11 protein-coding genes and 1 tRNA gene are annotated in these 18,954 nt (G+C 73.0%); 6 read left to right on the forward strand and 6 right to left on the reverse strand.

The window, feature by feature from the left end:
- Positions 1–261 precede the first annotated feature (261 nt).
- Together LH62_RS18395 and LH62_RS18400 are read left to right on the forward strand one after the other, a co-directional pair.
- Positions 262–337, forward strand: a tRNA-Glu gene (locus LH62_RS18395).
- Between the two features lie 195 nt (positions 338–532).
- Entirely contained in the window at positions 533–1,486 is a 954-nt protein-coding gene (locus LH62_RS18400; protein ID WP_043363538.1) for a hypothetical protein, read from the forward strand.
- Between the two features lie 7 nt (positions 1,487–1,493).
- Here LH62_RS18400 and LH62_RS31195 read toward each other — a convergent pair whose 3' ends face one another.
- Together LH62_RS31195 and LH62_RS18405 are read right to left on the reverse strand one after the other, a co-directional pair.
- A complete protein-coding gene (locus LH62_RS31195) occupies positions 1,494–1,631 on the reverse strand; it encodes a hypothetical protein (RefSeq protein ID WP_160299851.1) in 138 nt (45 codons plus the stop codon).
- 59 nt (positions 1,632–1,690) lie between these two features.
- Positions 1,691–3,085: a dipeptidase gene (locus tag LH62_RS18405; protein WP_043363539.1), complete on the reverse strand. Its 1,395-nt coding sequence runs from the start codon at positions 3,083–3,085 to the stop codon at positions 1,691–1,693.
- 132 nt (positions 3,086–3,217) lie between these two features.
- On the opposite strand from LH62_RS18405, the gene LH62_RS18410 reads away from it, so the two are divergent.
- Positions 3,218–4,060: an alpha/beta fold hydrolase gene (locus tag LH62_RS18410; RefSeq protein WP_043366120.1), complete on the forward strand. Its 843-nt coding sequence runs from the start codon at positions 3,218–3,220 to the stop codon at positions 4,058–4,060.
- Here LH62_RS18410 and LH62_RS18415 read toward each other — a convergent pair.
- The 4 genes from LH62_RS18415 to LH62_RS18430 are packed head-to-tail and all read right to left on the reverse strand — an operon-like array spanning position 3,999 to position 7,535.
- Positions 3,999–4,742 (reverse strand): endonuclease/exonuclease/phosphatase family protein, encoded by a 744-nt coding sequence (locus LH62_RS18415; RefSeq protein ID WP_052214661.1) that lies wholly within the window; start codon positions 4,740–4,742, stop codon positions 3,999–4,001. The genes LH62_RS18410 and LH62_RS18415 overlap by 62 nt on opposite strands.
- 7 nt (positions 4,743–4,749) lie before the next feature.
- Positions 4,750–5,334 (reverse strand): hypothetical protein, encoded by a 585-nt coding sequence (locus LH62_RS18420; RefSeq protein WP_144404529.1) that lies wholly within the window; start codon positions 5,332–5,334, stop codon positions 4,750–4,752.
- A 54-nt stretch (positions 5,335–5,388) separates the two neighbouring features.
- Positions 5,389–7,206, reverse strand: a complete 1,818-nt coding sequence (locus LH62_RS18425; RefSeq protein ID WP_043363541.1) for an ABC-F family ATP-binding cassette domain-containing protein — start codon at positions 7,204–7,206, stop codon at positions 5,389–5,391.
- A 44-nt stretch (positions 7,207–7,250) separates the two neighbouring features.
- Positions 7,251–7,535: a type II toxin-antitoxin system prevent-host-death family antitoxin gene (locus LH62_RS18430; RefSeq protein WP_043363542.1), complete on the reverse strand. Its 285-nt coding sequence runs from the start codon at positions 7,533–7,535 to the stop codon at positions 7,251–7,253.
- A gap of 243 nt (positions 7,536–7,778) precedes the next feature.
- Between LH62_RS18430 and LH62_RS18435 the strand changes: the two genes are divergently transcribed.
- The 3 genes from LH62_RS18435 to LH62_RS18440 all read left to right on the forward strand — a co-directional run bounded on the left by LH62_RS18435 (position 7,779) and on the right by LH62_RS18440 (position 18,943).
- Positions 7,779–9,524, forward strand: coding sequence for a ShlB/FhaC/HecB family hemolysin secretion/activation protein (locus LH62_RS18435; protein WP_052214662.1), 1,746 nt, complete (start codon positions 7,779–7,781; stop codon positions 9,522–9,524).
- A 54-nt stretch (positions 9,525–9,578) separates the two neighbouring features.
- The gene (locus LH62_RS32080) at positions 9,579–12,359 is read left to right on the forward strand and encodes a filamentous hemagglutinin N-terminal domain-containing protein (RefSeq protein ID WP_236552575.1); all 2,781 of its coding nucleotides are present in this window, start codon (positions 9,579–9,581) and stop codon (positions 12,357–12,359) included.
- Positions 12,360–14,329: 1,970 nt separating this feature from the next.
- Positions 14,330–18,943 (forward strand): hemagglutinin repeat-containing protein, encoded by a 4,614-nt coding sequence (locus LH62_RS18440; protein WP_236552661.1) that lies wholly within the window; start codon positions 14,330–14,332, stop codon positions 18,941–18,943.
- The last annotated feature ends 11 nt before the right edge of the window (positions 18,944–18,954 follow it).

Below are 18,954 nucleotides of genomic sequence, written 5' to 3' on the forward strand. Positions count from 1 at the left end.
CGCGTCCGCGCTCCCGCAAGCGCGATCCAGGCTTCAACTCGGGCGTTAGAGAGCCTGTGAAATGACGCCTTGGGAGTGCCGGCGGGGGCCGAGCACGGCCTGCAGGCCGGCTCCGGGCCAGAAGGGCTGGATTCGCAGGGTGCGAGCCGTGCCGGCGCCCGGATGCTGGTCTGAGGCGATGGGTGAGGGCAAGGCTGGACGTTGCCGGCCGGGCAGTGTAGTTGAGCCGCCCACGGTCCCGAAAGGGGCCGGCACAGGCCAGTCCCCATCGTCTAGAGGCCTAGGACACCAGCCTTTCACGTTGGTAACACGGGTTCGAATCCCGTTGGGGACGCCATGCCGAAGCGCGAAATCGATGCTGCGAAGCAGGACGCCTCGAAGCGCATCGCCTTCCACCTTCGGTTGAACGCCTCCGGCCGCGATTGCTCGACAATCTTACCTCGCGCTTTTTTGAGTGATCCGCCACCATTCTGTCTGCCCATGCGGCGTAAAAAGCGCGATCAATCCCAAGGGGATATTGGGGGAAGTTCGGATGTCGGCGGAACTGTCCATCAGGGGCCAGAGAGTCCCTGAGCGCTATTCGCACGCCTTCGGCGGCAGCGTGGTGCGCTTGCCGGAAGGCTGGATCTGCGGGCGCCACTGCGACATCGGCGGCGATCCGGGCCGGCCGGTCCGGGTGGATCTGGTGTTGCTGCATCCGGGCCTCGGCGTCGCGCTGCTTGATTTCGGCGAAAGGACCGAGGGCGCCGAGCAGGTGCTTCGGGCGAGGCTGGAAGAGGCGCGGTTCGGTGCCATCTTCGGCGGCTTCCTGCCGGTGCTGCATGGCAGCCTCGGCAACGACGAAGTTCCCGACATGGCCGGCATCGCCCGTGCCTTCGATCAGGTGCCGCCGCTCAGCGTCTCCGGGGGGAGCGCCTGGATTTCGACGGTCGCGCGGCTGGTCGTCCCGGTCGACCGGGCCTGGGCGGACAACTGGGTCGGCGCGCCGAATCGTGGCGTCGCGCCGCGGATGCCGGCGCAGGCTTCCCATGGAGGCAGTGTCGTGCCGCTGCGGCGGGTCGCGGCGGTGCAGCCACCGGCCGCGGAGCCGGAAGACCTCGCCATGCCTGTGGAGCCGCCGTTGCCGCGCGCGCGCAAGCCCTGGGTGATGGCGAGCGGTGCCGGAGTCGCGGCTGTTGCGGTGCTGGCGGGGTTGTGGTTCGGCTCGGGCAGCCGGCCGCAGCCGGTGACGCGGGAGGCTCCTGCGGCCGGGATTGTGACGCCGGTTCAGGCAGGGCCGACCCCGGTGGCGGCCGCGCTGCCTCCCATGCCCATGCTGCCGGCTCCGGCAGCCATGGCCCCGGTGCCGGTGGTGGCACCGATGGTGCCGCCGCCCGCGGTGCACCGGCCGCTGTCACGGCCGGTGCGGATGGAGCGGCCGGTCCGGGCCCGGCCGCCGGCAAAGCCGGCGCAGCGGACGGCCTCGCAGCGGTCGGGGCGCGGGTGAGCGGAGGCTACTGGTAGCCGCCGCTCTTCTCGCGCTCCTTCGCGGCCGCTTCCTGGGCGCCGGTATCGACCTTCTTCTCCTCGCCGGCCTTGGGCGGGGCTGGCTGCTCGGTCGCCGTGGCGGGTTTGGGCGTGTCGTCGGCCATGGCTGGTTGCTCCCTCGGTTGAGCAGGGCCAACCGGCGCCGCGGGCCGAAGTTCCGCCGTCAGCGCTTCGGGAAATCCCCGGGTGCGAGGGTGCCGAGCTCGCTCAGCAGCATCGGCCAGGAGCGTAGCCCTTCCGCCAGGGAGGACAGGCGGAAGAACTCGTTCGGCGCGTGTGCGTCCTCGTCCGGCATGGCGAGGCCGAACATCAGGCTGTCGATGCCGAGGCTTTCCTGGAACAGCGTGGTGATGGGCACGGTGCCGCCGGCGCGGGTGCGGACGGGGCGCTGGCCGTGGACCCATTCGGTGACGCGCTCGGCCGCGAGCAGCAGCGGGTGATGCGGGCCGAGGGTGAAGGCGCGGGTGCCGCCGGGACGGTAGTCGAATTCGAGCGTGACGCCGGGCGGGCAGCGTGCCTCGAGGTGGCGGCGGAGCGCGGCCTGGGCGGCGGCGGGGTCCTGGCCGGGGACGAGGCGCATGGTCAGCTTCGCATGCGCCTCGCAAGGCAGCACCGTCTTGCCGCCGGCGCCGGTATAGCCGCCCCACATTCCGTTCACCTCGACGGTCGGGCGGACGGTGATGCGCTCGCGCAGCGTGTAGTCCGGGTCGCCATAGGGGGTGGCGCCGAGGTCTGCGTACCAAGCCGCCTCGTCGAAGGGCAGCGCGGCACTCTCGGCGCGGATGTCCTGCGTCACCTCCATGGCGCCGTCGAGGAAACCATCGACCAGGACTCGGCCCTCCTCGTCATGCAGCGAGGCGATGAGCTTCGCCATCTCGTGCAGCGCATTGCGGACGGCGCCGCCGACGCGGCCGGAATGGGCGTCCTTCCCGGCGGTGCGAAGGCTGAATTGCAGGGCGGCGATGCCACGGCAGCCGACGCTGACGGTCGGGAAGGTGGCGCTCGCGCGGCCGCCATCGGCGGAAAGCATGGCGTCCGCCGCAAGGAGGTCGCGGTAGCGGTCGATGATGGTGGGGAGGGAGGGGCTGCCGACCTCCTCCTCGCCTTCGAGGAAGACCTTCACGTTCACCGGACAACCGCCCTCGACCGCGAGGAAGGCACCCACGGTCTCGACGGCGATGAGGGTGGAACCCTTCACGTCGGAAGCGCCGCGCGCGTAGAGGCGGCCGTCGCGGACCGTCGGCTTGAAGGGCGGCGAGTGCCAGAGCTCCAGCGGGTCGGGCGGCTGCACGTCGTAATGGCCGTAGAGCAGGATGGTCGGGCGGCCGGGCGCGCCCTGCCAGGCGGCGTAGATCGCCGGCTGGCCGCCGCCGTCGAGGAGCTGGACGTCCTCAAGGCCGAGGGCGCGGAGGCGGTCCATCAGGAATTCGCGGGCGGCCGCCATGCCCTCGGCATAGGCCGGGTCGGTACTGACGGATGGGAGGCGCAGCAGCGCCTTCAAACGCTCCTGGATGGCGTCGTGCTGGCTTTCGAGATGGCGGATGACGGCATCGCTCATCGGCAGAATCCTTCGGTGGCGGAGGGCGCAGCCAGGTCCATGAGGGCCGGCGAGCCTCTTCCCCGCGGGAGGGCTTGTCGAGGGGGTAGGAGACGGGTGCAGGATCGCCCCCGGGAAACGAGGAGACGTCCGATGCCCTATGCGGAAGCCGATGGCGCGCGCCTGTGGTACGAGGAGGCCGGCAGCGGTCTGCCCATCCTCTTCATCCACGAATTCGGCGCGGATCACCGGGAATGGGAGGACCAGATGCGGTTCTTCTCCCGCGAATACCGCTGCATCACCTACTCCGCGCGGGGCTATCCCCCCTCCGACGTGCCGGATGACCCGAAGCTCTACGGGCAGGACCGCGCCGTCGCGGATGCGGTGGCCGTGCTGCGCCACCTCGGCATCGGCAAGTCTCATATCGTCGGGCTGTCGATGGGTGGGTTCGCGACGCTGCTCTTCGGCCTCCGCCATCCGGAGATGGCCCTGTCGCTGGTGCCGGCGGGGGCGGGTTCCGGCTCGCCACGGGCGGAGCAGGCGGAGTTCCGGGCGCAATGCGCGGCGCGTGGCGACAAGCTCATCGCCCAAGGCTGGCCCGGCGAGATGGCGGAGGAGACGGGGCACGCGCCGACCCGCATCCAGCTGAAGAAGAAGGACCCGCGCGGATGGGCGGCCTATATGGCGCGGCTGGCGGAGCATTCCGGGCGCGGGACAGGGCTCACCATGAAGCACTACCAGGGCGAGCGGGACTCGATCTTCGACTGGGAGGCGGAGCTGCGGCGGATGGAGGTGCCGACCCTGCTCGTCGTCGGCGACGAGGACTGGCCCTGCATCGAGACCAACATCTTCCTCAAGAGGGTGCTGCCGAATGCCGGGCTCTGGATGTGCCCGCGCACCGGCCACGCGATTAACCTCGAGGAGCCGGCGGCCTTCAACGCGGCGCTGGCGAGCTTCTTCTCGACGGTGGAGCGGGGGCGCTGGCGGCTGGGCTGAACACCGCCTTCAGCGGCAGGTGGTCCGAGGCGCGACGGGCGAGGGGCGTGTCATGCACCTCGACCGCCGCGACCAGGCCCGGCGGGTGGGCCATGATGCGGTCCAGAGAGCCGACCGGGTGAAAGGCGGGAAAGGTCGGCGCCCGGGGCGGCGTGCCGAAGAGCGGGGCGAGGACGCCGAGGACCGAATGGCCGGGATGCCATTCGTTGAGGTCGCCCATCAGCAGCGTCGGCATCTCCGGCCCGGCGGCGATCGCCTCCAGCAGGGCACGGGCCTGGAGGCGGCGGCGCTCGGCGCCGAGGCTCAGATGGGTGGCGATGAGGCGGAAGGCGCCCCAGCCGGCCTCCAGCTCGGCCATCACCGCGCCGCGCGGCTCGAGCCCGCCGAGACGGAGGGCGACGGGCGCGCCGCGCAGCCGGACATGCGGGCGGGCGAGAACGACATTGCTGCGCCAGCCGGGATGGCCGGGATGCTCGGCGATGGGCAGCGGGTGCAGGTCGAGGCTGCGAGCGAGCAGCGGGAGGTCGAGCATCGGCGCGCCGCGGCGGAGGTAGTTCTGCGCCTCCTGCAGGGCGATCAGGTCCGGGGCGATCTCGGCGATGACGGCCTGGATGTGCCGGCGGCTGTCGCGGAAGCCGGCGGCGTCGCGGCCGCGATGGATGTTGTAGGTGGCGACGAGCATCCGGCGGCTATTCGGTCGGGCTCGAACGGCGGGTAGGGAGGCCGATGCGGGAGATGGCGGCGGCAAGGCCGGCACCTGCGGTGGTCAGCACCACATCGGTCCAGGTATCCGTCCAGTCGCCGCTGAGGCGGGTCAGCGCCTCGAAGACCTCCCAGAGGGAGCCGAGGGCGAGGCCGAAGAGCAGCGTCTCGCCGACGAGCCGCCAGGCGCCGTCGCGCGGGCCGCGCCATTGCCGGAGGGCGACGAAGACGGCGCCGGCGAGGATGCCGTTCAGCAGGTGGACGACCTCGTCATAGGGGTTGGCGCCGTAGAACCAGTTGAGGCCGAAGCCGGGGCTGACGAGGAGCGTCGCCAGGACCGGTGCCGCATCGAGGCTGCGGGGCAGGGCGCGAAGCGGGGCGGGCAGCACGGCCATGCGCTCGCGCGGTGGCAGGATGACGCCAAGGCAGCCGGCCAGCGCCACCAGCGTGCCGAGGGAGGCGGAGCGGCGGTCGATCAGCCAGAACCAGGCGGCGGTGGCGACCAGGGCGAGCAGGGAGGCCCAGGCGAACCAGGAGTGGCGGCGCCAATCCTCCCTCGTCAACAACGCCACGCCGCCTGCCTCCCGCTCCGTTCCCGCTTGCAACGGCGGAGGCGCAGGCACGGTTCAGCCGGCCTCGATCTCCTCGCGCAGGAGTTCAAGCTCCAGCCATTCCTCCTCGGCGGCGGCGAGGTCCGCCTCCCTGGCGACGAGGGCGGCATTGAAGCGGTCAAAGCGGGCGCGATCGCGGCTGTAGAGGTCGGGAGCGGCGAGCGCCGTGCGGATCGTGGCGATCTCGCCCTGCAGCGCTTCCATGCGGGCGGGCAGCGCCTCCAGCGCGTGCTGCTGCTTGAAGCTCAGCTTGCGGCGGGCGGCCGCCGGCGGCGTGGGCGAGGGGGTGGCCTGGCGCGGCGGAGCCTTCGGCGCCGGGGCGGCGGCCTTCGCCTCCACACCGCGGCCCCGCTGGGCGAGCATGTCCGAATAGCCGCCGGCATATTCCTGCCAGCGGCCTTCGCCTTCCGAGACGACCACGCTGGTGCAGACGCGGTCGAGGAAGTCGCGGTCGTGGCTGACGACGAGGACGGTGCCGCCATAATCGGCCAGCAGCTCCTCCAGCAGGTCGAGCGTCTCGAGGTCGAGGTCGTTGGTCGGCTCGTCGAGCACGAGGAGGTTGGAGGGGCGGGCGAAGGCGCGGGCCAGCATCAGCCGCCCCCGCTCGCCGCCCGAGAGCACGCCGACGGCGGTGCGGGCCTGGTCGGGGACGAAGAGGAAGTCCTTCATGTAGCCGACGACGTGGCGGGCCGCGCCGCCGACATGGACGATGTCCGACTTGTCGCCGGTCAGCGCCTCGGCGAGGCTGATCGCCGGGTCGAGGCTGTCGCGGCGCTGGTCGAGCGTCACCATCTCGATCCCCGTCCCGAGGCGGACGGTGCCGGAATCGGGGGCGAGGGCGCCGGTCATCAGGTTGAGCAGCGTGGTCTTGCCGGCGCCGTTCGGGCCGATGATGCCGATGCGGTCGCGGCGCAGCACGCGGGTCGAGAGGTCGCGGACGACGGGCGGGGCATCGCCGTAGGATTTGCTGACCTGGTCAAGCTGGATGACAAGGGTGCCGGAGCCATCGGCCTCGCTGGCGGCCATGCGGACGGTGCCGGTCGCGCGCAGGGCTTCGCGGCGGCGCTGGCGGAGGTCGGCCAGCTCGCCGACGCGGCGCATGTTGCGCTTGCGCCGGGCGGTGACGCCGTAGCGCATCCAGTGCTCCTCGCGCACGATCTGGCGGTCGAGCTTGTGGCGGGCGGCTTCCTCTTCCTCCAGCACCTGGTCGCGCCAGGACTCGAAGGCGCCGAAGCCCTGCTCCAGCCGGCGCGTCGTGCCGCGGTCGAGCCAAACCATGGCCCGCGACAGGGCGGTGAGGAAGCGGCGGTCGTGGCTGATCAGGACGAGGGCGCCGCGGAAGCTGCCGAGCTCCTTCTCCAGCCAGGCGATGACGGGCAGGTCGAGATGGTTGGTCGGCTCGTCGAGTAGCAGGATGTCGGGCGAGGGAGCCAGGGCACGGGCGAGGGCGCAGCGGCGGGCCTCGCCGCCGGACAGGCGGGCGGGGGCCTCCTCGCCGGTGAGGCCCAACTCGTTGAGGAGCCAGCGGGCACGGTAGGGGTCGTCATTCGGGCCGAGGCCGGCTTCGACATAGGCCAGCGCGCTCGGCGCGTCGCCGAAATCCGGCTCCTGCGGCAGGCTGCGGAGGGTGGCGCCGGGCTGCAGGAAGCGGGTGCCGCGCTCCGGCTCCAGCGTGCCGGCGGCGATGCGGAGCAGGGTGGACTTGCCGGAGCCGTTGCGGCCGACCAGGGCCAGCCGCTCGCCCGGCTCGACCGAAAGGGTCGCGCCGGCGAGCAGGGGCGTCGTGCCCATCGCGTAGTGGATGTCCTGGAGCAGCAGAAGGGGCGGTGCCATGGCGGGGCTGTTGGCGCCTCGCCGGCCGCGGCGTCAAGCGTGGATCAGCGGCGGCGGCGCTTGCCGGACCCGGGCTCCGCCTCGATCACCGGCGGGCGGGGGGCGGCGGCCCATAGGCGGCGGTAGATGTCGAGCGGCAGCAGGACGAAGCTCTCCGTGCCGTTGCGGGTCAGGACGACCGGGCCGCGGACCGCCTGGTCGACAAGGCTCGGAAGCTGGGCCTCGACCGGGGCAAGGTCCATGCGCGGCAACCCCTCAAGCCCCGGTGCGGGTTCGCCCTCGAAGCCCGTCTCGATCGGCAGGTCGCGGTCATCCAGCCATCCGGCCATGGGGTGGAGTGGTCCTTGTTGGAAGCGATGCCAGGATGCACGGGCCGGAGCCTGGGCGGCCAGGGGAATAATCGGGCTGCTCCGGCCTGCGAGCGCACCGGGTGAGCCTGTCGAAAAAATGAGGAGGTTTCTCGGAGACGCTGGCCTACGGTTGAATATTTCGCACGTAGTGACGCCTGTATCTTATCACTTTTATAAGAGATGGTTAAACTGTCCGCGATCAGCGATGGGGAAGCGCTGTCGATGGGTGCGTTGCGGATAGCGCTTGGGGCAGCGGCCGTCCTGCTGGTGGCCGGGGAGGCGCTCGCCCAGGGAGCAGCCCCGCCGCGCATCCCCCTGGAGCCCGCGCTGCGGAACCCGGTGGAGCTGAATGCGCCGGCGCCCCCGGTGCGGCTGGCGCCGAACATCGAGGGCCCGCCGGTGCAGGCGCAAACCGGGCCGGGCGCCGCGGCCGAGGTGCCGATCGGCGCCGTGACCATCAGGGGCGCCGAGGCGCTGACCCCGGCCGAGCTGGCGCCGGCCATCGCCGGACTCGCCGACGCCACCATCCCGCTGGCGCAGGTGGAGGAGGCGCGGCTGGCGATCCTCCGCGCCTATCGGGATGCGGGCTATCCCTTCGCCACCATCAATGCCGGCCTCACCCGGCGCGGCGGCGTCGCCGACCTGGAATTCGCCGTGACTGAGGGCTTCATCGCCGAGGTGAAGCTGGAGGGCGATATCGGCCCGGCGGGGACGCAGGTGCTGCGCTTCCTCAACCGGCTCCTCGGCCAGCGGCCGGTGACGGCGGCGGCGATCGAGCGGGCGCTGTTGCTGGCGCAGGACATCCCCGGCGTCACCCTGCGCGGCACGCTCAGGCCGCTGCCGACCGAGGCGGGGGCCTTGCAACTCGTCGCCCAGGTCGAGCGCAAGTGGTACAGCGGCTATGTCAATGTCGACAACCGCGGCTACAGGCTGGTCGGGCCCGGGCAGGGGCTCGCGGTCGGCGGGCTGAACTCTTTCACCGAGTATGGCGAGCGGACGGAGTTCTCGCTCTTCGGCGCGCAGGACAGCACGCAGTGGTTCGCCCAAGGCTCCGTCGAGGCCTTCGTCGGCGGCTCGGGGCTGCGGGTCAGGCTCTATGCCGGCACCGGGCAGACGAGGCCCTCGGGAAGCCTCCGCGCCATCGGCTATCACGGCGAAACGCAGGTGGGCGGCATCTCGGCCAATTACCCGCTCATCCGCAGCCGCCCGGCCAATCTCTATGCCGTCACCAGCTTCGACATCTTCGACGGCGTGGTCGAGACCGGCACCAGCGGCCGCAGCCGGGCGAGCCGGGATGCCATCCGCAGCTGGCGTGGCGGGCTCGACGGGCAGCTGTTGGACCGCTGGATCCGCTTCCTGCCGGCGGCGACCAATCTCGGCAGCGTCCGCCTGAGCCAGGGCATCACCGCGCTCGGGGCGACGCGGAACGGCTCCCCGCTGTCGGGGCGGAGCGGGGCGGAGGATTTCGGCTTCACCAAGATCAGCGGCGAGGTGCAGCGCACCCAGCCGCTCTGGTCGCCGGGCGAAGGGCAGATGTTCAACATCCAGGCGCTCTTCGTCGGGCAGTGGAGCGGCGACATCCTGCCGCAGGCGGAGAAATTCTATCTCGGCGGCAACCGGCTCGGGCGCGGCTACTATTCCGGCCAGGTGACCGGCGACCGGGCCTGGGGGCTGGCGCTCGAGGCGCAGTACGACCTCGCCTTCGACCTGCCGAACAGCGAGTTCGGGCCGGGGCGGGTGGCGGCGCAGCTCTACGCCTTCCGCGATATGGGCCGCACTGCCGAGAACCGGCCGAACGATGCGAATCGGCGCCTCTCCTCCTGGGGCGGCGGCGTGCGCACGGTGATCAACGACACGGTGCAGTTCGACCTCGAAGGCGCCTACCGCGTCGTCAGGCGCCCGGACGGCGCGGCGGCGGATGCCCTGCGCGAGACGGCGGTGCTGTTCCGCACGCTGGTGAAGTTCTGAGTTCCAAGACGTGGGCTGCTCCGGCCGGCGGCCGGGTTTTGGGAGATTGGGCCGATGGCCGCTTCTGCATGGACCTGCCCCGTGATGCTGCGGGCCTGGCTGCTCGGGACGACGGCGCTGCTGCCGGCGGCAACGGCTGCGCTGGGGCAAGCTGTCGCGCCCAATGCCTTGCCGACCGGTTGGCAGGTCGTGGCGGGGCAGGCGGCGATTGCGCAATCCGGCACGGCCATGCAGGTGCGCCAGGGCAGCGACCGGGCGGCGGTCAATTGGCAGAGCTTCAACATCGGTGCCAATGCGAGCGTCAACTTCCAGCAGCCGGGCGCCACCCCCTGGACGCTGAACCGCGTCACCGGGCCCGATCCCTCCGTCATTGCCGGGCGGATGACGGCGAATGGCGGCGTCGCCATCGTCAACCAGTCGGGGATGGTCTTCGCGCAGGGTGCGCAGGTGAATGTCGGCAGCCTGATCGCCAGCGCGGCCAATGTCACCAACGAGAATTTCATGGCCGGGCGGATGGTGTTCGATGGCGCGCCGCGGCCCGGCGCCAGGGTCGAGAACCATGGCAGCATCACCGTCGCCGACCGGGGCCTCGCCGCACTGGTCGGGCCGCGGGTCGGCAATACGGGGACGATCCGCGCGCGGCTCGGGCGCGTGGCGCTGGCCGGGGCGGAAACCTACAGCCTCGACCTCGCAGGCGACGGGCTGCTCTCGATCGACGTGACGCAGGCGGTGCGGACGGCGCCGGGCGGGGCGACGGCGCTCGTCACCAATAGCGGCGTCGTCGAGGCGCAGGGTGGCGCGGTGCTGATCACCGCCCATGCGGCCTCCGGCCTGGTCGAGGACCTGGTGCGCAACACCGGCCGGATCAGCGCCGATACCGCGGCCGGACGTGCCGGGCAGGTGGCGCTGCGGGCCGAGGACGGCGGCGTCAGGGTCGAGGGGCGGGTATCGGCGCGGGGTGGGGCCGGGGAGCATGGCGGGCGGGTCGAGCTGCGCGGCAGCAGCGCCACCACGATCGGCGCCACGGCACGCGTCAGCGCCTCCGGTGGGGCAGGCGGCGGCACGGTTCTGGTCGGCACCAGCGGCATCGGGCGCAGCGAGGCGATGAGCGCGCGCACCGCCGTCGAGGCGGGGGCGCGGCTGCGTGCCGATGCCCGTCAGCAGGGGCAAGGCGGCACCATCGCCGTCAACTCCGCCAGCGAGACGGTGGCGCGCGGCCGCTACTCCGTCCGGGGCGGTGCGCAGGGCGGCAATGGCGGGTTGGTCGAACTGTCGGGGCAGAGGGCGCTCACCATCGCGGCGCAAGTGGATGCGGCGGCACCAAGGGGGCGGCGCGGCATGTTGCTGCTCGACCCGACCAGCATCCAGGTCGTCGCCGATGCCGATGCGCCGGCCGATCCCGACGCGCCGGTCAACAGCGTCGTGGCGACCACCGCGCCCGATGGCACGATCAAGGTCCGCGCCTCCGACCTCGACAAGGCCGCGGCATCGGTGACGTTGCAGGCCGGCCAGGACATCACCATCAGCACGGCGGTCAATCTCGCCGGCAACACGCTCAACCTTTGGGTCGGCGGCGCCGTCACGCAGGCCGATGACGCCATCATCACGGCGGCCACGCTCGTCATTCGCGGTGCCGATGGCTCGGGCCGGGCAGGCAGCGCCGTGCTGCGAGCCAACAACCAGGTCGGCACGCTGGATGCGAAGGTCGGCGGTACGCTGGACTTCAGCAATGGCGCTAACGCCCTGACCATCCGGGAGGCGGTAGGCGGCACGGTGACGCTGGCGACAGGCGGCAACCTGACGCTGCACGGTGCGCTGAGCGGGACGGCGGTCGCGCTGCATGCCGGCGGGGCGATCACGCAGACGTCCGGCGCGGTGACGGCGGCGACGCTGACGGTGCGCGGTGCGGCGGGCGGGGCGAGCCGCGCTGCAAGCGTTTCGCTCGAGCAGGCGAATGCGGTCGGCACCCTGGATGCGCGGGCGGTGAGCGAGCTGCTGTTCAGCAACGGCACCAACGCCCTTGCCGTGGCGCAGGCGGCGGCAAGCAACGTGAGGGTGACGACAGGCGGGGCGCTGGAGCTGCAGGGCGCTGTTGGCCAGGTCGGGGGCAGGGTCGCACTCCATGCCGATGGCGCCATCACCCAGACGGCCGATGGCATCGTGACCGCGGGGGTGCTGACCCTTCGTGGCGGCGACGGGAACGGCGCCGCGGGCGCCATCACCCTCGACCGGGGCAATGCCGTCGGCGTGCTCGATGCATTGTCCGCCGGTGACATCGTCGTAAGGACTACCGGCGCGGCGCTCACCATCGATCAGGCGCGGCGAACCGGCAGCGGCGGGGCCGTGCAGGTGGTCAGCGATGGCGACATGACCCTGAAAGGGGCTGTCGGCGGCCTGGCTGCCGCGGTGCATGTCGTCGCTACGAATGGTGGCGTCCTGCAGGCCGGTGGCGCGGTGACGGCGGCAAGCCTCGTGGCGACGGCGGGCGCCGGGGCGATTTCCCTCGATCGCGCGGACAACCGCATTGCCGGGGTAACGGCGAGCGCGGGCGGGGGCGGCCAGGGCGTCGCCATCCGCTCGGACAGGGCGATGAATGTCCTCGCTGGCGGCATTACGGCCGGCAAGGGCTCGACCATCGCGCTGACCGGGCCGGCGCTCACCATCGCCAACGGGCTCGGCTTCGGGGGGTGGATGCGGCGAACCGGATCCTCCTCGCCACGGATGCGCTCGGTGCGGCCGCCGCCATCGATGCCGGTGCCATGGGCCAGGTGCGCATCGCCTCGCTCACCAGTGGGATCGATATCGGCAGCCCGGGCGCGGGTGCATTGCTGCTGAGCGCGGCGACGCTGGGCCAGGTGGTGGCGGACCGGCTGATCCTCGTCGCCAATGGCGACCTGCGCCTCGGCACGAACCTCGCACTGGCGCCGACGCTGGAGCTGGCCGCGGCTGGCGGGATCGTGCAGGACGCGGCGACCGTGCTTTCCGTCGCCAGGCTGAGCGCCACCGCAAGCGGCGGCGTCATCAGCCTGACCGGCGCGAACGCCATCGGCACGATCGCCGGCAGCTCGGCCGACCCTGCCGTCGGGCTGAGCGCCGTGGACGGTATCGCCGTCACCAACGCGGCCCTCCTCGCCAACGAGGCGAGCATCCTGGCCGGCAACGGGAAGACCATTACCCTGCGCGCGGACGACCTCGCGGTGAATGCGGCGATCGGCGCCCGGTCCGGCAGCCTGGCGGTGTTGAACCTGCTGCCGCGCTTGAGCCGGCCGGTGACGCTCGGTGCCGCTGACGGCGCGGCCTTCGCGCTCGACAGCGCCGAGATCGGGCGGTTGCAGCCTGGCCCGGCGGGGAGGTTGCGGGTCGGCTCCGACGGCGGCGCGGCGACGGCGACGGCGATGGTCATCGCCGGTGACGTGGCGCCGGGCAACGCCGCGGTGCTCGACCTGCACGCGCAGCGCGTGTCGCAAGCCGGCGGCGTGGTCACGGTGGCGGCGCTGACCGGCAGGGCGGCCGATGGCTTCACGCTCGACCGGGTGGATGGCATCGGCGCGGCGGTCAATCAGGTCGATGCGGTCGGCGCCGCCGGCATCCGGGTCAGCGATGGCAGCATCGCCCTGCTCAGCGCGCGCAAGCTGACCTTGCGCGGCGATGTGGTGGCGGATGGGGCCGCCGGCACGGCGAATGTGGGGCTGCGCGGCTTCGGCCTCGATATCGGCGCGCCGGCGACACCCGTGCTGGTGCGGGCCAGCGATGGCGACGTGGTGCTGGAGGGCGGTGTTCCAGGCGTCTCCGTCTTTGCCGGATCGACGGTGCAGGCGGGGGATACCAGCGGGCTGCATGGCGACATCCTCGTCGGCGGCGGCTCCGTGGCGCTGGCCGGCAGCCTCGATACGCTGGCCCTGGCGGGGGGGCGCGACATCTCGGTGGCCTCGGCCGGCTTGGTGATGGTCGAGGGCGACACCGTTGCGGCGCGCCGTGACCTCATGCTCGACGCCGGCGGGGGCTATCAGGTGCGGAGCGCCCTGTCCGCCGGACGGGACGCCATGCTCACCGGCATCGGCAGCAGCGCGCTGGCCGGCAACATGGCCGCCGGGCGCAGCGTCCGGGCGATGGCGAGCGGCGGCAACATCAGCGTCGGATCTGGCGTCACGATCAGCGCCGGACTCGATGCGGCAGCGGATGCCACGGCCGAGTTGCGGCTGCAGGGCGGGCTCACGGTCGGCATCGCCGGCAGCCTGGCCGGCAACGGGCGCCCGATCTTCGTCACCTCGACAGGCTCGCGCATCGACAATACCGGGGCGATCGACAGCCGCGGCAGCGGCGTGAACGGCGCGATCACGCTCACGGCGGCCACCGAGATCCTCAACGGCGCGAGCGGCGTCATCCGTGGCGGCGCGGTCACGCTCGGCGCACGGAGCCGCATCCTGCAAGCCGGCCTCATCGATGGGTCGGACGTGGCGGCGACGGTCGGCACCGCCGGGGCATCGGGCGTCACCGGCTTCGTCGCGGCGGGCGGCAGCACCACCGCCAGCGGCATGCTGACGGTGACGGCACTGGCCGGCGGCATCACCATGGCCGGCGCGACGCTGCGTGCGGACGGCGCGATGGTGGTCAGGGCCGAGGCGGGCAGCATCGCCCTCGCCGGCGGCACGGTCGGCGGCAACGCGGGCGTGCTGCTCCAGGCAAGCGGCGACATCACCCAGGATGGCGGGCTGGTCTCGGCCGGGGCGGCGCTGCAGCTCCGGGCGGGCGGCGCCGTCACGCAAGGCACGGGCGGGCGGATCACCACCCCGGTGCTGAGCGGCATGGCGGGCGGCAGCGTCACCCTGCTGAACGGCATCTCCCTGCCGGGCACGCTGGCGGCACGGGCCGCCGGCAACGATATCGGGCGGATCGACGGCTTCACCGCGGGCGGGGACTTCACCCTGGCCAGCACGGTGCCGCTGCTGCGGACCGGCCAGCTGGTCAGCGCCGGCACCGGGCGTGAGCTTCGCCTCTTCGCCGATGACTTCGCCCTCGGCGCCGGGCTGGCGGCGCCGGGCGGCACGGTCAGCCTCTCGCCCTATCTCCGCGATGGCAGCGCGGCGCTGGTGCTCGGCGGAGCGAGCGGCGCGAGCACGCCGAATGCGGTGACGCTCGACAGCGCGGAGCTCGACCTTCTGCCTGTCGGCGCCACGGCGCGGCTGCGGCTCGGGCAGGTCGATACGCCGGATGGCGGCAGCGATTTCGGCCAGGTCGCCATCGCCGGACGGGTCGACCTTGCCGATCCGGCGACGGGGCTGGACGCCCGCACCGGGCGGCTTGAGCTCCATGCCCGGGGCGGCATCGTCCAACAGGCAGGGACGCGGCTGGTGGTGCCGGTCCTGGCGGCGACGGCGGTGGGCGACATCCTGCTCGACCCGGGCGATGGCGCGAACCGCATCGAGCAGCTGGCCGGCATCGTGAGCGAGGCAGGTCGTTTCAGCCTGCGCGACGGTCTCCCCGGCGGGGCGGTGAGGCTTCTCGCCGGCAGCGTGGTTGCGGGCGATGCGGGTGCGGGACCCGACGCCATCCTGGTCGGCCGGTCGGTGCCAGGGGGTGGCCGGACGATCACGCTGCAGGCGGACGACCTCGACATCCAGGCGCCGGTTCGGGCGCCGGGCGGCACCATCGAGATCGCGCCGCACACGGCTGGGCGCGAAGTCGCGCTCGGCGGCGCGGCTATCCCCGGCGGGTCGAATACGCTCCACCTCGCCACGGATGAGCTGGCGCGGCTCGGCGGCGGCGCGGGCCCGGGCGGGCTGGCGGCGCAGGTGCTGCGCATCGGGCACCTCGATGGCCAGCCGGCGGCAGGCGCCGGGCTGATCAGCATCCGGGGCGACGTCACCTTGCGCGGCGCGACGGCACAGGTCCAGGCGCTCGAGCTTTTCTCCGCCGGAGCGATCCGGGGCAGTGGCGGCGCGGTCATCGTGCCGGCGCTGCGGGCGGCGGCGGCGGGCGACGTCATCCTCGACAATGCCGGCAACAGCTTCCTGGTGAACGCGGTGAGCGGCCCCGATGTCGCCATCGCCCAGTCCGGCGACCTGCGGCTGGCGAATGCGGTGGCCGCGGTCGGCGGCATCGCTGCGCCGGGCGGCGCGATGGCGACGGGGACGCTCTCGCTGATCGCCGGCGGCAGCATCGGCCAGGATGGCGGGGCGCTGATCCAGGCCGGAACCCTGCGGCTGCAGGCGGAAGGGCCGGTGACGCTTGGCGAGCGGAACCGGTTCAACACCCTTGCCGCCGCGACGGTCGGCGGGGCGGGCGCCAGCCTGATCCGCGGCTTCGGCTACACCATCAGCGGGCCGGTGACGACGACGGGCTCGCTCAGGCTGGTGGCCACGGATTTCGGCAATCTGGTGGTGACGGGCAGCGTCCACGCGGGCGGCGACCTGTTGCTGCTGACGGAGCGTGGCGAGGCCTCCGGCGCACCGCCCCGTGGGGAAATTGCGGTGAGCGGCAGCCTCGGCGCGGGCCGAGCGCTCAGCCTGGCGACCGATCTCGGGACGATCGCGCTGACCGGCGCCACGCTGCAATCGGGCGAGGCGATGACGCTGGCGACCGGCACGCTTGGCCGGGCGGGGCTCGCGGATATCCGGATCAGCGGCTCGAACCTCACCGCGGGCGGGGCGTTCGGCATCACGGCGGGGCTGTTCGCTGCCGCTGGGCAGGAGAGCCCGCTCGTCGTCACGGGCAGCATGCTCCGTGCCGGTGGCGCCCTCGCCCTGGCCTCGGGCGAAGCCTTCACCATCGGCAACAGCGGCCTGACCGCGAGCGGCAGCCAGTCCTGGCATGCGGACACCGGCGCAATGTCGGTGACCGATGCGACGGCGACGGCGGGGACCACCCTCACCTTGCGGGCCGGCGGGGATTTCGGCATCGCCGGCTCCAGCCTCACCGCGGGCACGGGCCTCGGCATCGTCGCGGCCAGGGGCGTCGGGGTGACCGGCACCGGCCTTACCGCGTGGAATGGCGGGCTCGGCATCGCGGCGAATGGCGCCGGCATGGCGCTCGACACCACCGATGTCACGGCGGGCGGGGCCATGACGCTCACTGCCGCGGGCACGATCAACCAGCGGCGCGGCAGACTGGTCGGGGACAGCCTCGTGGTGCAGGCGGGGCAGGAGATCGGTGTGACGGCGGATGGCGGCGCCTCGCCGTTGCTGCGGACGGTGACGGGCGCGCTCACCCTGGCGGCCAGGGCCGGGGATGTGAGCCTGACCGGCGCGACACTGGCTTCCGCCGCCGACCTTGGCCTGACGGCGGCGACGGGGGGGATCCGCATCGCCGGCTCCGGCCTCGCGGCCGCGGCTGCCATGGTCCTCGACGCGCGCGGCGCCGTCGGCGTGGCGGCGTCGAGCCTCGCGGCGGGGGGCGGGGCGCTCGGCATCCGCTCGGCGCAGGGCAGCCTGAGTTTCGAGGGGAGCGCCCTCGCGGCGGGCGAGGCAGTGAGCCTTACCGCGCTCCAGGGCGGCATCGGCCAGGTGAATGGCAGCGTCACCGGCGGCAGCATGACGCTGCGGGCCGGGCTCGGCATCGGCCTGAGCGCGAGCGGCGGCCAGACGCCGAGCCTGACCTCGACCGCCGGCGGAATTGACTTGGCGGGCGCCGGCGGCATCGCTCTCTCGGGCGCGACGCTCACGGCCGCCCAGGGGATCGGGCTGACGGCGGCGGGCGCCGTCACCATCGCCGATGCAGCCTTGCGGGCGAATGGCGGGGCGCTGACGGTACTGGCGGGCAGGACGCTGGGCATAACCGGCTCCGCCCTGCGCGCCTCCGGCGATGTCGGCCTCACGGCGCGGGGCGATGTCGCCCTCACCGGCGCGGCGCTCGAGGCCGCGGGTGGCGGCATCGCGCTCTCCTCGGCCGGCCTCGTCGCGGCGGGGGCGCTGGGCCTCACCGCTGGCGGCACCCTGCAGACGATCGGGGTGACGGCGACGGCGGGCGGGACCATGAGTCTCGCCACCGGCGGGGCGATGAGCCTCGGCGGCTCCAGTCTTGCCGCGGGTGGCGGCATCGACCTGGCGGCCGGGGGCGATACCGGCCTCACCCATGCGACCCTTTCGGCCATGGGCGGGGTGAGCTTCGCCGGTGGCGGGGCGTTTACCGCCATGAGTTCGCGGATCGCGTCGGGGGCAGGAATGGCACTTGCCAGCCGGCTCGCGGCCAGCCTCGCCGACAGCACGCTCACCGCGGGCGGCAGCCTCTCCCTGGCCGCCGGCGCGGGCGGGGTGACCGTGACCCGGGGCAGCATCACCGGAGCCGGCGATGCCGCGCTGCGCGGGGCGGGCGACCTGCTCGTCACCGATGGCGACAGCTCCACCCAGCCGGCGCTGCGCAGCACCGGCGGGGCGCTCTCGCTCCGTTCGGACAATGGCGGTGTGGTGCTGCGCAACGCCGCCGCCAGCGGGGCGACCGGCCTTGGCCTTGCCGCCGGGGGAGCCATCTCGCTGACGGACACCACGCTGACCACGCCGGGCCGACTGGCGGCGGCGGCCGGCAGCGGCAGCCTCGCCGTGCTGCGGAGCAACCTCGCCTCGACCGCGGGCGATGTTTTGCTGACGGCGGGAGGCACTGGAGCCATCGGCGCCAGCACGCTGCGTGCCGGCCAGCAGGTGCGGGTGGTGACCGGTGGCGGGATGACACTGGCGAAGCTCACCCTCGACGCCGACACCGGCGATTTCGAGGCCGGGCGTCCGAACCCGGCCGCCTATGGCAGCACCAGCGGCGCGGGCGCCATGACGACGGATGGCGGCACCGCGACCATCGGCTCGGCGCTCCTCTTCGCGGCGCCGGGGGGCGTCGCCCATCTCGGGCCGGTGCTGGTGACGCCGCGTGGCGGGCCGCTGCCGGCGGTGCTGTTCGACACGCGGCTCGCGCCGGACCGCAGCCCTCTCACCATCGTCCGGCCGGATATCGCCGGCACGCCGCCGAACCAGCAACCGACCCAGGTGCGCAGCGCGCCGGGTGCGCAGGGGCCGGGCGCCTTCGGCCTGCCGGACCAGACGACGGCGGCGGGGCCGGTGGCGCTCAACCTCAATGCCGGTCGGTCCGCCGTCTTCCTGCTGGTCGATGGCGGCAGCGTCTCCGGCACCGTCACCGCGGGGCGGCTCGCCGTGCATGGCGCGGGGGGCGGGGCCACGCTCTTCGGCGCGCTGGACGGCTCGGTCGGGGCGGAGGCGGCGCGCTTCGCCGACATCACCCGGCCGATCGAGGCCAGCTCGCTGCAGAAGTACCGCATCAACAGCTGCGTCATCGGCTCGATCAACTGCGTGGTGCCGCCTTCCATCCAGCTCCTGCCGCCGCGGCCGACCGATCAGGCGCGCTTCACCATCGAGAACAACCGCATCAACCTCTCCGATGTCCTGATCCCGAATATCGGCGAGGAGGACGACCAGTGAGCCGGAACCGC

Source organism: Belnapia sp. F-4-1 (assembly GCF_000802185.1).
Lineage (GTDB): Bacteria > Pseudomonadota > Alphaproteobacteria > Acetobacterales > Acetobacteraceae > Belnapia.